The following is a 16836-nucleotide window of genomic DNA, read 5'->3' as shown; positions in this document are numbered from 1 at the left end:
TTCCAACCTTACCAGATCCGTTTTCCGTGCCCCCCGCTTCCAGAAGAAGCAGTCGGTCCGAATTCCGTTTCCGGCCCCCTGTTGGAGCGGGGTTTTGCCTTCCAGCTTTTCGCTTTCCGGCTTCACCGACTTTATCAGATCGCTCCGGGTCGGTTTTCCCATCCGCTGCGGAACGATCCTTCACGCACAAGGCGTTCGGGGGTTCCCGCTGCGGTGGAGCCGTAAACGTACTGGACGGCCGCACCCGGATGCAAATCGAGACCGGGGCGGCCGTCCGTACGGCTGATTGTGCGTCAGACCTCGACGACCACAGGGAGGATCATCGGGCGCCGGCGGTAGGTGTCGGACACCCACTTGCCCACGGTCCGGCGGACGAGCTGCTGCACCTGGTGCGGCTCCAGCACGCCGTCGGAGGCGGACTTGGCGATGGCTTCCTCGATCTTCGGCGCCACCGCCGAGAACGTGGAGTCCTCGATGCCCGAGCCGCGTCCGTGGATCTGCGGGCCGCTCACCAGCTTGCCCGTCGTGCTGTCCACGACAAGGAAGACGGAGATGATGCCCTCGTCGCCGAGGATGCGGCGGTCCTTGAGCGAGCTCTCGGTGACATCGCCGACCGACAGGCCGTCGACGTACACGTACCCGGCCTGGACCTTGCCGACGATCTTCGCCGAGCCGTCCACCAGGTCCACCACGACGCCGTCCTCGGCGATCACGATGTGGTTCTTCGGCACGCCCGTCAGGGCGCCGAGCTCCGCGTTCGCCCGCAGGTGGCGCCACTCGCCGTGGACCGGCATGAGGTTGCGGGGCTTGCAGATGTTGTAGAAGTACAGCAGTTCGCCCGCGGAGGCGTGACCCGAGACGTGGACCTTGGCGTTGCCCTTGTGGACGACGTTGGCGCCCCACCGGGTCAGGCCGTTGATCACGCGGTAGACGGCGTTCTCGTTGCCCGGGATGAGGGACGAGGCCAGGATGACCGTGTCGCCCTGGACGATCCGGATCTGGTGATCGCGGTTGGCCATCCGGGACAGCGCGGCCATCGGCTCGCCCTGGGAACCGGTGCAGACGAGCACGACCTCGTCGTCCGGCAGGTCGTCCAGCGTCTTGACGTCGACGACCAGGCCCGCGGGGACGCGCAGATAGCCCAGGTCACGGGCGATGCCCATGTTGCGGACCATGGAGCGGCCCACGAAGGCGACCCGGCGGCCGTACTCGTGCGCGGCGTCCAGGATCTGCTGGATGCGGTGCACGTGGCTGGCGAAGCTGGCCACGATGATGCGCTTCTGGGCGCCTGCGAAGACCGTGCGCAGCACATTGGAGATGTCGCGCTCGGGCGGGACGAAGCCGGGGACCTCGGCGTTCGTGGAGTCCACGAGCAGCAGGTCGATGCCCTCCTCACCGAGCCGCGCGAAGGCGGGCAGGTCGGTGAGGCGGCGGTCCAGCGGGAGCTGGTCCATCTTGAAGTCGCCGGTGTGCACGGCCATGCCGGCCGGGGTGCGGATGGCGACCGCGAGGGCGTCCGGGATGGAGTGGTTGACCGCGATGAACTCGCAGTCGAACGGGCCGATGCCTTCCCGGTGCCCCTCCTGGACCTCCAGGGTGTAGGGGCGGATGCGGTGCTCCTGGAGCTTCGCCTCGATCAGGGCGAGGGTCAGCTTGGAGCCGATCAGCGGGATGTCCGGCTTCTCGCGAAGCAGGTACGGGACACCGCCGATGTGGTCCTCGTGGCCGTGCGTGAGCACGATGCCTTCGATGTCGTCGAGACGGTCACGGATCGAGCTGAAATCCGGCAGGATCAGGTCGACTCCGGGCTGCTCCTCCTCGGGGAAGAGCACGCCGCAGTCGACGATCAGCAGGCGGCCGCCGTACTCGAAGACGGTCATGTTGCGGCCGATCTCGCCGAGACCGCCGAGGGGCGTGACGCGCAGGCCGCCCTCGGGCAGCTGCGGCGGGGGACCGAGTTCAGGATGCGGGTGACTCAAAAGACTCTCCTCACCACGCACGCCACATGCCCTCCTGGGACACATGGCGCGCGTGACATTCGTGCACTTGCAGTTGTGTTGTCGATGTTCAGTTGTGAAGTCTGTGGGCGGGCACCCGGAGGCGCCTGCGGCCGCTAGAGCTCGACCCCGCCGGCGGAGAGGTCGCGCTTGAGCTGCTCCGTCTCCTCGGCGGAGAGCTCCACCAGCGGCAGTCGCAGCGGGCCCGCGGGCAGGCCCTGCAGCGCGAGGGCGGCCTTGGTGGTGATCACGCCCTGGGTGCGGAACATGCCGGTGAAGACCGGGAGCAGCTGCTGGTGGATCGCGGTCGCCTTCGCGACGTCACCTTCGAGGTAGGCGCCGAGCAAGGAGCGCAGGTCGGGGGTGACGAGGTGGCCGACGACGGAGACGAAGCCGACGGCGCCGACGGACAGCAGCGGCAGGTTGAGCATGTCGTCGCCGGAGTACCAGGCGAGGCGCGAGCGGGCGATGGCCCAGCTGGCGCGGCCCAGGTCGCCCTTGGCGTCCTTGTTCGCGACGATCCGGGGGTGCTCCGCCAGCCGGACGATGGTCTCGGTGTTGATCGGGACACCGCTGCGGCCGGGGATGTCGTAGAGCATCACCGGGAGGCCGGTGGCGTCCGCGATCGCGGTGAAGTGCCGGAAGATGCCCTCTTGCGGGGGCTTGTTGTAGTACGGGGTGACGGCCAGCAGGCCGTGGGCGCCCGCCTTCTCGGCGGCGCGGGCGAGCTCGACGCTGTGCTGGGTGTCGTTGGTGCCGGCTCCGGCGACGACGTGGGCGCGGTCTCCGACCGCTTCGACCACGGCACGTACGAGCTGCGCTTTCTCCGCATCGCTGGTGGTCGGGGACTCGCCGGTGGTGCCGTTGACGACAAGGCCGTCATTGCCGGCGTCCACCAGGTGCGTGGCGAGTCGCTGGGCACCTTCGAGGTCAAGGGCGCCATCTGCGGTGAAGGGCGTGACCATGGCGGTCAGGACCCGCCCGAAGGGCGTCTGCGGTGTGGAGGTCGGAGCCATGGGGGCCACGCTACTCGTTGCTCACCGTGAGGTGCTCCCTCGGGGAGTGGGAAAGGGATCCCGGCACTGCCTGCTCGGGGGTTCAAGCAGTGCCGGGTCCGTTTGTTCAGCCTAGATGAAGGTAACGAAAAGCCGCAATACGGACACCTTTGCTACCGGTGCGTACGCGGTCCCGAGCGTCACCCTGTCCGGTGCCCCCACTACGGCGCGTACCGGCGCTACGGCGCGACGCGGCCGTTCTTGTTGAACGCCTCGTAGGTGAGCGGCATGAGCTTGGCCCACTCCGCCTCCATCTTCTCGCCGACCATCTCGATCTCCCGCTGCGGGAAGGAGGGGACGGCCGCCTGCTCGTGCTGGGTGCGCAGCCCGAGGAAGTGCATCAGCGAACGGGCGTTGCACGTGGCGTACATCGAGGAGAAGAGACCGACCGGCAGCACCGAGCGGGCGACCTCACGGGCGACGCCCGCGGCGAGCATCTCCTGATAGGCCTCGTACGCCTGGCGGTAGGAGTCCTCCATGGCGCGGGTGGTCAGCTCGTGCTGCGCCTCGGTGCCCTCGACGAAGACGTACTTGCCAGGACGGCCCTCCTGGACCAGCTTGCGGTCCGCGCCCGGGACGTAGAAGACGGGCTGGAGCTCGCGGTAGCGGCCGGACTCCTCGTTGTACGACCAGCCGACGCGGTGGCGCATGAACTCGCGGAAGACGAGGATCGGGGCGCTGATGAAGAAGGTCATCGAGTTGTGCTCGAAGGGGCTGCCGTGGCGGTCCCGCATCAGGTAGTTGATGAGCCCCTTGGACCGCTCGGGGTCCTTGGTGATCTCCTCCAGGGACTGCTCACCGGCGGTGGAGACGCGGGCCGCCCACAGGACGTCGGAGTCGGCGGCGCTGTGCTTGACCAGCTCGACGGTCACATCGCCACGGAATGTGGGCTTGGCATTCTCGGTGGGGCTGTCGGTCACCGGCGGGGTCCTTCCAATCGCGTTGCTGGGGCGGCGCCCAGCCTACGGGCCACCACTGACACTCGGGCTCCGACAGAGCGGGGCCACGGGGAACGCGGTGGCCCCGGTTGAGATTTTTCACAGAAGTTGCAGAAAACGGGCACCACCGACGCGATTCGAACGTCCTTATGTGTGACAGCACTGACAGCACACACTCGAGCTTCCTAGGAGAGCGCTTCATGTTCCGCCGGCGAGAGCCCGTGCCGTTCGCCTTTGTCGCCGAGGCAGAGCGTTACCGCAGCAACGTCACGCCGCCGCCCCGAGACCGCGCGAGCCGCTCGCAGATAGCCGGTCGTGCGCTCGTGGGGCTGACGGTCGCGGCGGGTCTCGTGGGGGCGCTGTTGTTCGGAATGCCCTCGCTCCAGACAGGCGCGCAGAGCACGCACCACACGCAGCAGTCGGAGGCGAAGGACAGCCGCTGACGCGCGCCGCTCAGCGACACGACCGAGGTCCGGCCACCCTGACGTGGCCGGACCTCTCGCGCATCGATAGCCTCGCCCAATGCCCCTGCCCTTTTTGACAGCCGCCCGCGACGGTGCCCCCGTCACGACCGCCGCCGAGCCCCTGCCGCACGAGGAAGCCCCGCTCGGGCGCCGTGCCGGCCGGCCCGGCTCCTGGCAGGTGGGCGGCGCCGCCCTGCTGCTGCTCCTCGCCGCGTATCTGCTCTTCTCCGCGCTGATCATCGTGCTGGCCGGCTCGCTGCTGGTCGGCGGGGTCTGCGTGGCCGTCGCCGCCGTCGTGATCGCGGCGGCGCTGCGGCTGGTGCGGGTGGGGTCGCGGGGCTGATTTCCCCGGCCCCGCCCTTTCCCGGCCGCGTCTGATCTGCGGCTCCGCCGCGTGGGGGCTGCGCCCCGGGCCGCTTGTCTGCGGGTCGGTTGGCGCCTGCGGCGGGCTTTTCCCCTACCCGCCCCTTCCCGAAACTGGGGGCAAGCCCCCAGACCCCCGCAACACACTTCACGCGCTGTCCTCAACGGAGAAGCTTCGGCTCACGCGTCCGTGCGTACCGGTCTGCCGTCGTGCAGGGCGATCGCCCGCTGCATCGCCTTGCGGGCGCGCGGTGTGTCTCGGGCGTCGTGGTAGGCCACCGCGAGGCGGAACCACGTGCGCCAGTCGCCGGGGGCGTCCTCCGTCTCCGCCTGGCGGCGGGCGAAGACCTCGTCCGCCGAGTCGCGGTCGATGCGACCGCTCGGCGTGCGGACGAGCTCGTCGACGGGGAGGCCGCCCTCGGCCTCCAGTTCCCGTGCCAGCCGGTTGGCGTCCCGCGCGAATTTGGTGGTCTGGTAGAGGAACCAGGCACCGATGAACGGCAGCACCAGCACCGCGGCACCGAAGGTGACGGTGATGGCCGTGCCCTGCTGGATGAGCATGACGCCACGGCTGCCGACCAGGACGAAGTAGACGACCAGGACGGCGGCCAGAGCGAAATAGACGATCTTCGCGCGCACGGTGCTCAGCCCAGATCCAGGAAGTTTTCCAGGCCGAACGTCAGCCCCGGCGTGCTCACGACGCGCCGCGCGCCCAGCAGGATGCCCGGCATGAAGCAGCTGTGGTGCAGCGAGTCGTGCCGGATGGTGAGCGTCTCGCCGGTGTCACCGAACAGCACCTCCTGGTGGGCCAGCAGGCCGCGCAGCCGTACGGCGTGCACCGGCACCCCGTCGACGTCCGCGCCGCGCGCGCCCTCCAGGGCCGTCGTCGTGGCGTCGGGCTGCGGGGCGCAGCCCGCTTCCCGGCGGGCCTCGGCGATCAGCTGGGCGGTGCGGGTGGCGGTGCCGGAGGGGGCGTCCGCCTTGTTCGGGTGGTGCAGCTCGACGACCTCGACGGACTCGAAGAAACGGGCCGCCTGCCGGGCGAAGGTCATGGTGAGCACGGCGCCGATGGAGAAGTTGGGCGCGATGAGCACTCCGGTGCCCGGCTTGGCGTCGAGCCAGCCGGTCAGCCGCGCGAGGCGGTCCTCGGTCCAGCCGGTCGTGCCGACGACGCCGTGGATGCCGTTGGCGACGCAGAACTCGAGGTTGTCCATCACCGAGTCGGGGTGGGTCAGCTCGACCACGACCTGGGCTCCCGCCTCGGTCAGCGTCTCCAGCTTGTCGCCCCGGCCCAGCGCGGCCACCAGTTCCATGTCCTCGGCGGCCGTCACGGCCCGTACGGCCTCGGAGCCGATACGGCCGTGGGCGCCGATGACCGCCACGCGCAGCTTGCTCATCCTTGGTGCTTCCTTCTCTCGGGCTCGGAGACTGCTCAGGCCACGGCTTCGTCGAGCTTGGCCGCCTGCTTGTCCTTCAGCGGGCCGATGACGGACAGCGAAGGACGCTGCCCCAGTACATCGCGGGCCACCGAGCGGACCTCGTCCGGGGTGACGGCCGAGATGCGGGCCAGCATGTCGTCGACCGACATCTGGTCGCCCCAGCACAGCTCGCTCTTGCCGATGCGGTTCATCAGCGCGCCGGTGTCCTCCAGGCCCAGGACCGTGGAGCCGGAGAGCTGCCCGACGGCGCGGGTGATCTCCTCGTCCGTCAGACCGTCCGACGCGACCTTGTCGAGCTCGTCGCGGCAGATCTTGAGGACGTCGTGGACCTGGCTCGGGCGGCAGCCGGCGTAGACGCCGAAGAGACCGCAGTCGGCGAAGCCCGAGGTGTAGGAGTAGACGGAATAGGCGAGTCCGCGCTTCTCCCGGACCTCCTGGAAGAGCCGCGAGCTCATGCCGCCGCCGAGGGCGGTGTTGAGCACGCCGAGCGCCCAGCGGCGGTCGTCGGTGCGGGCCAGGCCGGGCATGCCGAGGACGACGTGCGCCTGCTCGGTCCTGCGGCCGAGCAGCTCGACGCGGCCGGCGGTGCGGATCGTACGGGCGCCCGCGCGCGGGGCGACCGGGGTCGCGTCCGTGCGGCCGAGCGCGCCGGCCTTCTCGAAGGCGGCCCGCACCTGGCGGACGACCTTGGCGTGGTCGACGTTGCCCGCCGCGGCCACGACCAGGTGGGTCGGGTCGTAGTGCTTCTTGTAGAAGCGCGCGATCTGGTCGCGGCCGAGGGCGTTGATGGTGTCGACGGTGCCGAGGACCGGACGGCCGAGGGGAGTGTCGCCCAGCATCGTGTGCGCGAACAGGTCGTGCACGCAGTCGCCGGGGTCGTCCTCGGTCATCGCGATCTCTTCGAGGATCACACCGCGCTCGGCATCGACGTCGGCGGCGTCGATGAGCGAGCCCGTGAGCATGTCACAGACGACGTCGATGGCCAGCGGCAGGTCGGTGTCGAGGACACGGGCGTAGTAGCAGGTGTACTCCTTCGCCGTGAACGCGTTCATCTCACCGCCGACCGCGTCGATGGCGGAGGAGATGTCCAGCGCGCTGCGCTTGGAGGTGCCCTTGAAGAGCAGGTGCTCCAGATAGTGGGTGGCGCCGTTCAGCGTCGGGGTCTCGTCGCGGGAACCGACGTTGGCCCAGATGCCGAAGGTCGCGGAGCGGACGGACGGCAGGGTCTCGGTGACGATGCGCAGACCACCGGGAAGGGTGGTGCGGCGGACCGTGCCGATGCCGTGCTCGCCCTTGAGAAGCGTTTGGGTACGGGCGACGGCCCGCCCCTCCGAAGAGGTGCGGGCCGTCTTCCGTGTACTACGGGACGTCACTTGGCGGACTCGTCCTTAGCGTCGTCGCCGTCCTCGCCCTCGATGACCGGGATCAGCGAGAGCTTGCCGCGCTGGTCGATCTCGGCGATCTCGACCTGGACCTTGGCACCGACGCCGAGCACGTCCTCGACGTTCTCCACGCGCTTGCCACCGGCGAGCTTGCGGATCTGCGAGATGTGCAGCAGGCCGTCCTTGCCCGGCATGAGCGAGACGAAGGCACCGAAGGTGGTGGTCTTGACGACCGTGCCCAGGTAGCGCTCGCCGACCTCCGGCATGGTCGGGTTGGCGATGCCGTTGATCGTGGCGCGGGCGGCCTCGGCGGCCGGGCCGTCCGCGGCACCGATGTAGATGGTGCCGTCGTCCTCGATCGTGATCTCGGCGCCGGTGTCCTCCTGGATCTGGTTGATCATCTTGCCCTTGGGGCCGATGACCTCACCGATCTTGTCCACGGGGATCTTGACGGTGATGATCCGCGGGGCGTTCGGGGACATCTCGTCCGGCGTGTCGATGGCCTCCATCATCACATCGAGGATGTGCAGACGGGCGTCGCGGGCCTGCTTGAGGGCCGCGGCCAGGACGGAGGCCGGGATGCCGTCCAGCTTGGTGTCGAGCTGGAGTGCGGTGACGAACTCCTTCGTACCGGCGACCTTGAAGTCCATGTCACCGAACGCGTCCTCCGCACCGAGGATGTCGGTGAGGGCGACGTAGTGCGTCTTGCCGTCGATCTCCTCGGAGATCAGGCCCATGGCGATACCGGCGACGGGGGCCTTCAGCGGCACACCGGCGTTCAGCAGCGACATGGTGGAGGCGCAGACCGAGCCCATGGAGGTCGAGCCGTTGGAGCCGAGCGCCTCGGAGACCTGGCGGATGGCGTACGGGAACTCCTCGCGCGTCGGCAGCACGGGCACGATGGCCCGCTCGGCCAGGGCGCCGTGGCCGATCTCGCGGCGCTTCGGCGAACCGACGCGGCCGGTCTCGCCGACGGAGTACGGCGGGAAGTTGTAGTTGTGCATGTAGCGCTTGCGGGTCACCGGGGAGAGGGTGTCCAGCTGCTGCTCCATGCGGAGCATGTTGAGGGTGGTGACGCCCAGGATCTGGGTCTCGCCACGCTCGAACAGCGCCGAGCCGTGCACGCGCGGGATGGCCTCGACCTCGGCGGCGAGCGTACGGATGTCCGTCACGCCACGGCCGTCGATGCGCTTGCGCTCCTTGATGACGCGCTCACGGACCAGGGCCTTCGTCAGCGAGCGGTACGCGGCGGAGATCTCCTTCTCGCGGCCCTCGAACTGCGGGAGCAGCTTCTCGGCGGCGATCTCCTTGACGCGGTCGATCTCGGTCTCGCGCTCCTGCTTGCCGGCGATGGTGAGCGCCTGCGCGAGCTCGTCACGGACGGCCTTGGTCAGGGCGGCCAGGACGTCGTCCTGGTAGTCCAGGAAGACCGGGAACTCGCCCTCGGGCTTGGCGGCCTTGGCGGCGAGCTCGGACTGGGCGCGGCACAGCACCTTGATGAAGGGCTTCGCGGCCTCGAGACCGGCGGCGACGACCTCCTCGGTGGGGGCGTCGGCGCCGTCCTTGACCAGCTGGATGGTCTTCTCGGTGGCCTCGGCCTCGACCATCATGATCGCGACGTCGCCGTCCTCCAGGGCGCGGCCGGCCACGACCATGTCGAAGACGGCGTCCTCGAGCTCGGTGTGGGTCGGGAACGCGACCCACTGGCCCTTGATCAGAGCGACGCGGGTGGCGCCGATCGGACCGGAGAAGGGCAGGCCGGCGAGCTGCGTGGAGCAGGAGGCGGCGTTGATGGCGACCACGTCGTAGAGGTGGTCGGGGTTGAGCGCCATGATCGTCTCGACGATCTGGATCTCGTTGCGCAGGCCCTTCTTGAAGGAGGGGCGCAGCGGGCGGTCGATCAGGCGGCAGGTGAGGACCGCGTCCTCGGAGGGCCGGCCCTCGCGGCGGAAGAAGGAGCCGGGGATCTTGCCGGCCGCGTACATCCGCTCCTCGACGTCCACCGTCAGGGGGAAGAAGTCGAGCTGGTCCTTGGGCTTCTTGGAAGCGGTGGTCGCCGACATCACCATGGTGTCGTCGTCCAGGTACGCCACGGCGGAACCGGCGGCCTGCTTGGCCAGGCGGCCCGTCTCGAAGCGGATGGTGCGGGTACCGAAGGTGCCGTTGTCGATGACGGCTTCGGCGTAGTGGGTCTCGTTCTCCACCAGGAATATCTCCTCGTCTGCGTCCTCGCCCGTGTGGCGGGGACGTGGGTGGAGGTGCGCGTCGGCTGGCCGGTCTTCGATCGAAGCACCCGGATTTCCCTGATCCGGGGGCCACTACCGAGGACCGGCGGCGAGCGGAGCGCTCCTCCTCTGCACGGTTTTGCGTCGTGGGACCAGACTACAAAGCTTCAGCGTCCCACGAGATACGCAAAGGGAGCGGCCCCCAGAGGTGGGAACCGCTCCCTTCACGATGTCTTACTTGGCGCCCGCGGCACCGCGGCGGATGCCGAGGCGCTCCACCAGGGCGCGGAAGCGCGTGATGTCCTTCTTGGCCAGGTACTGGAGCAGGCGGCGGCGCTGGCCGACCAGCAGCAGCAGGCCACGACGCGAGTGGTGGTCGTGCTTGTGCTGCTTGAGGTGCTCCGTCAGGTCCGAGATGCGACGGGTGAGCATCGCGACCTGGACCTCGGGGGAGCCGGTGTCGCCCTCCTTGGTGGCGAACTCGGCCATGATCTGCTTCTTCGTAGCGGCGTCGAGCGACACGCGTACTCCTTGAAATTCTCGTTTTCAGCCGCCGAGTGCCCCTGGTCTTGGTCTCAGGGGAGCTTCCGTTACTCGGGAGGCGGGGTCCGCTGGGCGCTGTCCCCAGAAGCCCCGCAGGGCGGTCCGGAGGCGCGTACACAAACGGCCACTGCACACAGTACCAGCCCCGGCTCCCGGGCCCCGCTCCGGGGCCGCTGCGGGGCCCGTCAGCCCGCCGAGAGGCCGCGGGCCGTCCCGTACATGCCGAGGACCGCGAGGGCGAGCGGCACGAGGGCGAGGAGGAGCGCGCTCTCGGAGATGTCGGAGACGCGCCCCCAAAAGGGTGACAGACCCTTGCGGGGGACGATCAGGGCGACGGCGGTGAGCAGGCCGCCGCCGAGCGTGACAGCGGCGGCGAGCCAGACCGTGCGGACGTCGGTGGAGCCGCCGGCGGGCGGGTTCAGGGACATGCCGAGGACCAGCAGGGCCAGGGCGGCGAGCCCGGCGGCCAGGACGGCGGTGACCTGTGCGGTGTAGCGGAAGAGGCGGGCGCGCAGCAGCATCGTGAGTCCGGCGGCCAGGGCCAGGAGGCGGGCCCAGGGGCCGCCGTCGGCCGAGAAGGCGAGGACGGCGGCGGAGGCGGTGACGACGGCCGCGCAGCCGCCGACGAGGCCGAGGAGCAGTTCGTGGCCGCGGCGGACCCGGTCGGCGACGCGCTCGGCGTCCACGGGGTCGGCGGCGGTGCGGGCGGCCGGGTCGAGGTCGCCGGACGCGGAGTGGGGGGCCGCGTAGCCGATGGGCAGCCGGGCGACGCGGGCGGAGAGGCCCGGCAGGAAGGCGATGGCGCCGATCGCGACGACGCCGCAGACGGCGGCGGCGTCCGCCGGTCCCCCGCCGCCGAGGACCAGGCCGAAGGCGGCGAGGGTGCCGGTGGCCGCTGCGGCGAGGGCGGCCACGAAGGGCGCGTCGCCCGTGGGCACGGTGGCGACGAGGGCCGCGGAGGCGACGAGGACGGCCGCGCAGCCGAGCAGGAACTGCAGTCGCCCGGCGCCCTGCCCCGCGTCGGGCGCGAGGATCCCGGAGCCCGCGATCATCAGGTGCGGCAGGGCCGCGAGCCCCAGGGCGACGGCGCAGGCGCGGTCGCCGTAGACCCGCGCCCGTACGCCCGCGAGCGCTGCCAGCAGCACTCCGGCGGCGGCCGCGACGGCGCCGGGGGTGCCGTGCATGTCGTGCCGGACGGGGTCGGCGAACCACAGGGCGAAGGCCATCAGGGCGAGCAGCAGGGCGCCGCCGAACAGCCCGGCGGCGCGCAGGAGCTGATCGTTCCACAGGGTCCGGTCGCGGGTGACCGCGGCGGCCACGGCGTCCGTCACGTCGTCGTGCACGGCGGGCGGCAGGGACTCCGCGAAGGGCCGCAGCGAGAGCAGCTCGCCGTCGAGGACCCGGTGGGCGGCCAGCGAGCGGGCGCCGTCGAGGACCGTGCCGTCGCGGCGTACGAGGTGGTAGCCGGTGGGGGTGCCGGCCGGCTGGGTCTGGCCGGTGAGGCGCAGGATCTCCGGGTAGACGTCGGCGACCGCGATGTCGTCCGGCAGCGCGACGTCGATCCGGCTGTCGGGAGCGACCACGGTCACCCGGCAGAAACCTGTCCCAGTGGACGTACTCACCTGTCGGGGCCCCCTGCTCCTTCGCTCATGCATACGCGCGGCGGCCACCCTATCGGGAGCCCGTCGGCGCACGTCGATAGGATCGCCGTTCCGCGGAGGGGAGGCCGGCGCCGGAGGGGTGCCGCGCGGAGATTCCTCACCGCCTGGAGGGGTTGAGGCATCCGGTGAGCCAGGTCGTCGTCCATCGCCCGCCCCGGAGTCTGCCGCCGGACGTGCCCGGTGAGGAGATCCGGCTGGAGGCGCCGCCAGAGCTGCCGCGGGGGCGTCAGGACAGTGTGCTGATGCAGCTGTTGCCGACGGTGGGCATGGCCTCGTCGATGGTCTATTTCTTCATGCCGGGCGCCGCTCCCATGATGAAGATCATGGGCGTCATGATGATGTGCTCGACGCTGGGCATGACGATCGCGATGGTCGTGAGGCACCGTCAGGGCTCCCAGGGGCAGACCGCGGACATGCGCCGGGACTACCTCAAATACCTCGCGCAGACGCGGCGGACCGTGCGCCGGACGGCGCAGGCGCAGCGGGACGCGCAGTTCTATCTGCACCCCTCCCCCGACCAGCTGTGGTCGGTCGTCGCGGAGGGCACCCGGCTGTGGGAGCGGCGGGCGGGCGACGACGACTTCGGGCAGGTCCGTCTCGGGCTGGGGGCGCAGCAGCTCGCGACGCCGCTGGTGGCCCCGGAGACCGCTCCGATAGACGACCTGGAGCCGTTGACGACGGGGGCGATGCAGCAGTTCCTGGCCACGCACGGGTCGTTGGACGGCATGCCGATGGCGCTGTCGCTGCGCGCCTTCTACCACGTGACGCTCTCCGGCGACCCGGAGACGGTGCACGGGACGGCCCGCGCGCTCGTCGCGCAGCTGGTGACGCTGCACTCGCCGGACGACCTGGTGGTCGCGGTGGTCGCGGCGCGCGGGGCGGCGTCGTACTGGGAATGGACGAAGTGGCTGCCGCACGTGCAGGTGCCGGGCGCGGTCGACGGGGCCGGCGCGCGCCGGCTGATCGGTGACGAGCTCGGCGAGCTGGAGGATTTGCTGCGGCCCCGGCTGGAGGGGCGCACGCGCTTCAGCCGGGACGGGCAGCCGGTGCTCGACCAGCCGCACGTGGTGCTCGTCCTCGACGGCGGTACGGTGCCGGCCGAGTCGGTCTTCGCGGCGCCCGAGGGGCTGCAGGGCGTGACCATCGTCGAGGTGGTGCCGGGGGATCTCGGGGAGCCGCGGGGCGGGCTGTCCGTCGTGGTGGAGCCCGGCGAATTGCAGCTGCTGTCGCAGGTCGCGGCGTACGACGGCGTACCGGACACGCTGTCCATGGAGGCGGCGGAGGCGCTCGCGCGGCAGCTCGCGCCGCTGCGCATGGGCGGGGGTGACGGCGACGAGCCGCTGCTCGCCAATCTCGACTTCACGGACCTGCTGGGGCTGGGCGACGCGGGCTCGGTGGACGTGGCGCGCACCTGGCGGCCGCGGTCCTCGGCGGAGCGGCTGCGGGTGCCGATCGGCGTCAGCGAGGACGGCACGCCGGTGATGCTCGACATGAAGGAGGCCGCGCAGGACGGCATGGGCCCGCACGGGCTGTGCGTCGGCGCGACGGGTTCCGGCAAGTCGGAGCTGCTGCGCACGCTGGTCCTGGGGCTCGCGGTGACGCACTCCTCGGAGACCCTGAACTTCGTCCTCGCGGACTTCAAGGGCGGTGCGACCTTCGCGGGCATGTCGGCGCTGCCGCACGTGGCGGCCGTGATCACCAACCTGGCGGACGACCTGACGCTGGTCGACCGCATGCGCGACTCGATCACCGGGGAGCTCCAGCGGCGCCAGGAGCTGCTGCGCTCGGCGGGCAACTACGCCAACATGCACGACTACGAGAAGGCGCGCGCGGCCGGTGCGGCGCTGGAGCCGCTGTCTTCACTCGTCCTGGTGATCGACGAATTCAGCGAGCTGTTGACGGCCAAGCCGGATTTCATCGACATGTTCATCCAGATCGGCCGCATCGGCCGTTCGCTGGGGGTGCACCTGCTGCTGGCGTCGCAGCGCCTGGAGGAGGGCCGGCTGCGTGGCCTGGAGACCTATCTGTCGTACCGCATCGGCCTGCGGACGTTCTCGGCGGCCGAGTCGCGTACGGCGCTGGGCGTGCCCGACGCCTACCACCTGCCGTCCGTGCCGGGGTCGGGCTATCTGAAGTTCGGCACGGACGAGATGACGCGGTTCAAGGCGGCGTACGTCTCCGGCCCGTACCGCACGGCTCCGGCCGCGGGCGCCGGGGGGAGCGTTCTGCCCATCGAGCGCCGCCCCGTGCTCTTCACCGCCGATCCCGTGCCGGTCACGTACACCGCGCCCGAGCCCGCGATCGGACCCGCGGTCCGCACGGGCGAGGAACCGCAGGCCGAGACGGTCCTGGACGTCGTCGTCCGGCGGATCGAGGGCCAGGGGCCGCCCGCTCACCAGGTGTGGCTGCCGCCGCTGGACCGGGCGGCTTCCCTGGACGAGCTGCTGCCGCCGCTGTCCACGGTGGAGGGGCGCGGGCTGACCGCCCCCGGGCACGGCCGCCTCGGCCGTCTCGTCGTCCCCATCGGTCTCATCGACAAGCCCTTCGAGCAGCGGCGCGACGTCCTGCACCGCGACTTCTCGGGCGCGGCCGGCAACATGCTCGTCGTCGGTGGCCCCCAGTCGGGCAAGTCCACGCTCATGCGGACGCTGGTGGCGTCCTTCGCGCTGACCCATACGCCCGCCGAGGTGCAGTTCTACGGCCTCGATTTCGGCGGTGGCGGCATGAGCGCCGTCGCGGGCCTGCCGCACGTCGGCGGGGTCGCGTCCCGGCTCGACCCGGAGCGCGTGCGCCGTACGGTCGCCGAGGTGGCGGGCATCCTGGCCCGGCGCGAGGAGTATTTCCGGGCCCAGGGCATCGACTCGATCACGACATACCGACGGCAGCGGGCGGCGGGCGGATTCTCCGACCAGCCGTGGGGCGACGTCTTCCTCATCGTCGACGGCTGGGGCAATTTCAAGCAGGAATACGACATGCTGGAAGGCGTCGTCACCGATATCGCGGGACGGGGTCTCGGATACGGAATCCATGTCGTCGTGACCGCCTCCCGCAACATGGAGGTCCGTGCATCGCTCAAGGACCAGCTCCTGAACCGGCTGGAACTGCGGCTCGGTGACACCATGGACTCGGAATTCGACCGTAAGGTCGCGGCGAACGTCCCCGCCGGGGTGCCCGGCCGTGGCCAACTCCCGGAAAAGCTCCATTTCATGGCCGGACTGCCGCGGATCGACGCCGACAGCGACCCCGAGACCCTGACGGACGCGACCGCCGAGCTGGTCCGCGCCGTCGACGAGGCATGGACCGGGCCCCACGCTCCCGGGGTCCGGCTCCTCCCCCGCAAGCTGCGCGCCGACGAGCTCCCCAAGGGCTTCGAGAATCCGCAGCAGGGCGTCGCCATCGGTATCGACGAGACCAATCTGGAGCCGGTCTACGTCGACTTCGAGACCGACCCGTTCTTCCTCGTGTTCGGCGAGAGCGAATCGGGCAAGACGGCGCTGCTGCGGCTGCTGGCCAAGCAGATCACCGAGCGCTACGCGCCGGAGGAGGCGAAGATCGTGGTCGGCGACTTCCGCCGCACCCTCCTCGACGTCATCCCCGACACCCACCTGCTGGAGTACGCGCCGCTCGCCTCGGCGCTGGCCGTGCACGCGAACGCCCTCAACGGCCTGATGGAACGGCGCGCTCCGCAGCCCGACATCACCCCGCAGCAACTGCGCGACCGGAGCTGGTGGTCGGGCCCGCGGTTCTTCGTCATCGTCGACGACTACGAACTCGTCTCGACCAGCAGCGGAAATCCCCTGTCCGTCCTGACCGAGAACCTCCCCTTCGCCCGCGACGTCGGCATCCGCTTCATCATCGCCCGCAGCTCCGCCGGCGCGTCCCGCTCGATGTTCGAGTCCTTCATGCAGCGCGTGAAGGAACTCGGCGCGCAGGGAGTCGTCCTGTCCGGCGACCCCGGCGAGGGCGACCTCCTCGGCGGCGTACGCCCGCGCCCGATGCCGCCGGGCCGCGGCTACTTCGTCTCCCGCAAGAGGGGGGCTCCGCTGGTGCAGGTGGGGTGGCTGCCGGAGGAGTAGGCGGCGGGCTGTTGGCCGGTGCGGGGGCATGAGTACGCGTACTCATGCCCCCTCGCGATTCCCGTACGTAGGGTCGCGGTCGTACCTGGTGCGTCGTGCACCGAGCGCTGCGTACCGGAAGAAGCGCGCCAAGAGATCGAGAACAGGGTGTGCCGGAGCATGCCCTGTTGTTAGGTTTGAGTGCACAAATACCCTGACGTGGGGTGGGTGTTGGGGACTTCCGAGTTCGTTGGATGAAGGGGTGGTGGCCATGGCGTTCGACGACGAATGGGCCGCGCTGCGAGGGGACGCGGCGCGGATGCAGCTCAACGGGGCTCCGGGGCCGGGAGGGGCTGCTGACCTCAAGTCTTCCGCGGCAAAGAAGAAAGCAGCCATATCCGCGCTGGAACAGCACATACAGCCTGACGTGCAGAAGGCCGGCAGTTCCATGGATGAGGCGACGGAGGCCGCCGCGAAGGGTTTCACGGAGTGGGCGACAGGGGCCGGAATCAATGAGGCGCTGAAGGGGTGGCGTGCGTCGGTGAAGGCCCTTCAAGGGCAGCTGTCCATCGAAAAGGCAGGACTGAGCGGGGCCAATCAGCTGTACCAGGGCACCGACATCCACACCGGGAACCAATTCCCGCTGCTCATCCCGAAGGACGGAAAAGGTGTCCAACCACCTTTTCAATCACGCCTGTCGGACTACTGAGGGGA

General features: G+C 70.3%; 13 protein-coding genes. 4 read left to right on the top strand and 9 right to left on the bottom strand.

Going from position 1 to position 16836, the window contains the following annotated elements; genetic code table 11:
• Positions 1 to 293: 293 nt before the first annotated feature.
• The 3 genes from AB0435_RS22335 to thyX all read right to left on the bottom strand — a co-directional run bounded on the left by AB0435_RS22335 (position 294) and on the right by thyX (position 3972).
• Entirely contained in the window at positions 294 to 1979 is a 1686-nt protein-coding gene (locus AB0435_RS22335; RefSeq protein ID WP_366007568.1) for a ribonuclease J, read from the bottom strand.
• A gap of 134 nt (positions 1980 to 2113) precedes the next feature.
• Positions 2114 to 3013 carry a 4-hydroxy-tetrahydrodipicolinate synthase gene (dapA, locus tag AB0435_RS22330; RefSeq protein ID WP_366007569.1) on the bottom strand — a complete coding sequence of 300 codons (900 nt, stop codon included), beginning with the start codon at positions 3011 to 3013 and terminating at the stop codon, positions 2114 to 2116.
• A gap of 218 nt (positions 3014 to 3231) precedes the next feature.
• Entirely contained in the window at positions 3232 to 3972 is a 741-nt protein-coding gene (gene thyX, locus AB0435_RS22325) for an FAD-dependent thymidylate synthase (RefSeq protein ID WP_366007570.1), read from the bottom strand.
• Positions 3973 to 4190: 218 nt separating this feature from the next.
• Here thyX and AB0435_RS22320 point away from each other — a divergent pair, with 218 nt between their 5' ends.
• Positions 4191 to 4433, top strand: a complete 243-nt coding sequence (locus tag AB0435_RS22320; RefSeq protein ID WP_366007571.1) for a hypothetical protein — start codon at positions 4191 to 4193, stop codon at positions 4431 to 4433.
• Between the two features lie 79 nt (positions 4434 to 4512).
• Positions 4513 to 4797 (top strand): hypothetical protein, encoded by a 285-nt coding sequence (locus tag AB0435_RS22315; protein ID WP_366007572.1) that lies wholly within the window; start codon positions 4513 to 4515, stop codon positions 4795 to 4797.
• A gap of 200 nt (positions 4798 to 4997) precedes the next feature.
• Here the strand turns inward: AB0435_RS22315 and AB0435_RS22310 are convergent, their stop codons facing one another.
• The 6 genes from AB0435_RS22310 to eccD all read right to left on the bottom strand — a co-directional run bounded on the left by AB0435_RS22310 (position 4998) and on the right by eccD (position 12061).
• Positions 4998 to 5456: a hypothetical protein gene (locus tag AB0435_RS22310; RefSeq protein WP_116214199.1), complete on the bottom strand. Its 459-nt coding sequence runs from the start codon at positions 5454 to 5456 to the stop codon at positions 4998 to 5000.
• A 5-nt stretch (positions 5457 to 5461) separates the two neighbouring features.
• On the bottom strand, positions 5462 to 6214 hold the full coding sequence (gene dapB, locus AB0435_RS22305) for a 4-hydroxy-tetrahydrodipicolinate reductase (RefSeq protein ID WP_366007573.1): 753 nt from the start codon (positions 6212 to 6214) through the stop codon (positions 5462 to 5464).
• 35 nt (positions 6215 to 6249) lie between these two features.
• The gene (locus AB0435_RS22300; RefSeq protein ID WP_366007574.1) at positions 6250 to 7629 is read right to left on the bottom strand and encodes a pitrilysin family protein; all 1380 of its coding nucleotides are present in this window, start codon (positions 7627 to 7629) and stop codon (positions 6250 to 6252) included.
• Complete coding sequence (locus AB0435_RS22295) at positions 7626 to 9842, bottom strand: polyribonucleotide nucleotidyltransferase (RefSeq protein ID WP_366007575.1); 2217 nt, start codon at positions 9840 to 9842, stop codon at positions 7626 to 7628. The genes AB0435_RS22300 and AB0435_RS22295 overlap by 4 nt, the downstream gene beginning before the upstream one ends.
• Positions 9843 to 10097: 255 nt before the next feature.
• Positions 10098 to 10385 (bottom strand): 30S ribosomal protein S15, encoded by a 288-nt coding sequence (gene rpsO / locus AB0435_RS22290; protein WP_045934183.1) that lies wholly within the window; start codon positions 10383 to 10385, stop codon positions 10098 to 10100.
• 206 nt (positions 10386 to 10591) lie between these two features.
• Positions 10592 to 12061: a type VII secretion integral membrane protein EccD gene (gene eccD, locus AB0435_RS22285; RefSeq protein ID WP_366427784.1), complete on the bottom strand. Its 1470-nt coding sequence runs from the start codon at positions 12059 to 12061 to the stop codon at positions 10592 to 10594.
• Positions 12062 to 12192: 131 nt separating this feature from the next.
• Here eccD and eccCa point away from each other — a divergent pair, with 131 nt between their 5' ends.
• On the top strand, positions 12193 to 16143 hold the full coding sequence (gene eccCa / locus AB0435_RS22280; protein ID WP_366427783.1) for a type VII secretion protein EccCa: 3951 nt from the start codon (positions 12193 to 12195) through the stop codon (positions 16141 to 16143).
• 250 nt (positions 16144 to 16393) lie between these two features.
• Positions 16394 to 16831, top strand: coding sequence for a hypothetical protein (locus tag AB0435_RS22275; protein WP_366427782.1), 438 nt, complete (start codon positions 16394 to 16396; stop codon positions 16829 to 16831).
• Positions 16832 to 16836 lie beyond the last annotated feature (5 nt).

Origin of the sequence: Streptomyces sp. NPDC051173 (assembly GCF_040689515.1) — a bacterium.
In the GTDB taxonomy this organism is placed as follows: Bacteria; Actinomycetota; Actinomycetes; order Streptomycetales; family Streptomycetaceae; genus Streptomyces.
This window is presented reverse-complemented; position numbering and strand designations above follow the sequence as displayed.

Bases quoted from the DNA above. Each gene is read 5' to 3' on its own strand.
- dapA (WP_366007569.1), bottom strand. From the start codon at position 3,013: ATGGCTCCGACCTCCACACCGCAGACGCCCTTCGGGCGGGTCCTGACC.
- AB0435_RS22320 (WP_366007571.1), top strand. From the start codon at position 4,191: ATGTTCCGCCGGCGAGAGCCCGTGCCGTTCGCCTTTGTCGCCGAGGCA.
- AB0435_RS22315 (WP_366007572.1), top strand. From the start codon at position 4,513: ATGCCCCTGCCCTTTTTGACAGCCGCCCGCGACGGTGCCCCCGTCACG.
- eccD (WP_366427784.1), bottom strand. From the start codon at position 12,061: ATGCATGAGCGAAGGAGCAGGGGGCCCCGACAGGTGAGTACGTCCACT.
- dapB (WP_366007573.1), bottom strand. From the start codon at position 6,214: ATGAGCAAGCTGCGCGTGGCGGTCATCGGCGCCCACGGCCGTATCGGC.
- AB0435_RS22275 (WP_366427782.1), top strand. From the start codon at position 16,394: ATGGCGTTCGACGACGAATGGGCCGCGCTGCGAGGGGACGCGGCGCGG.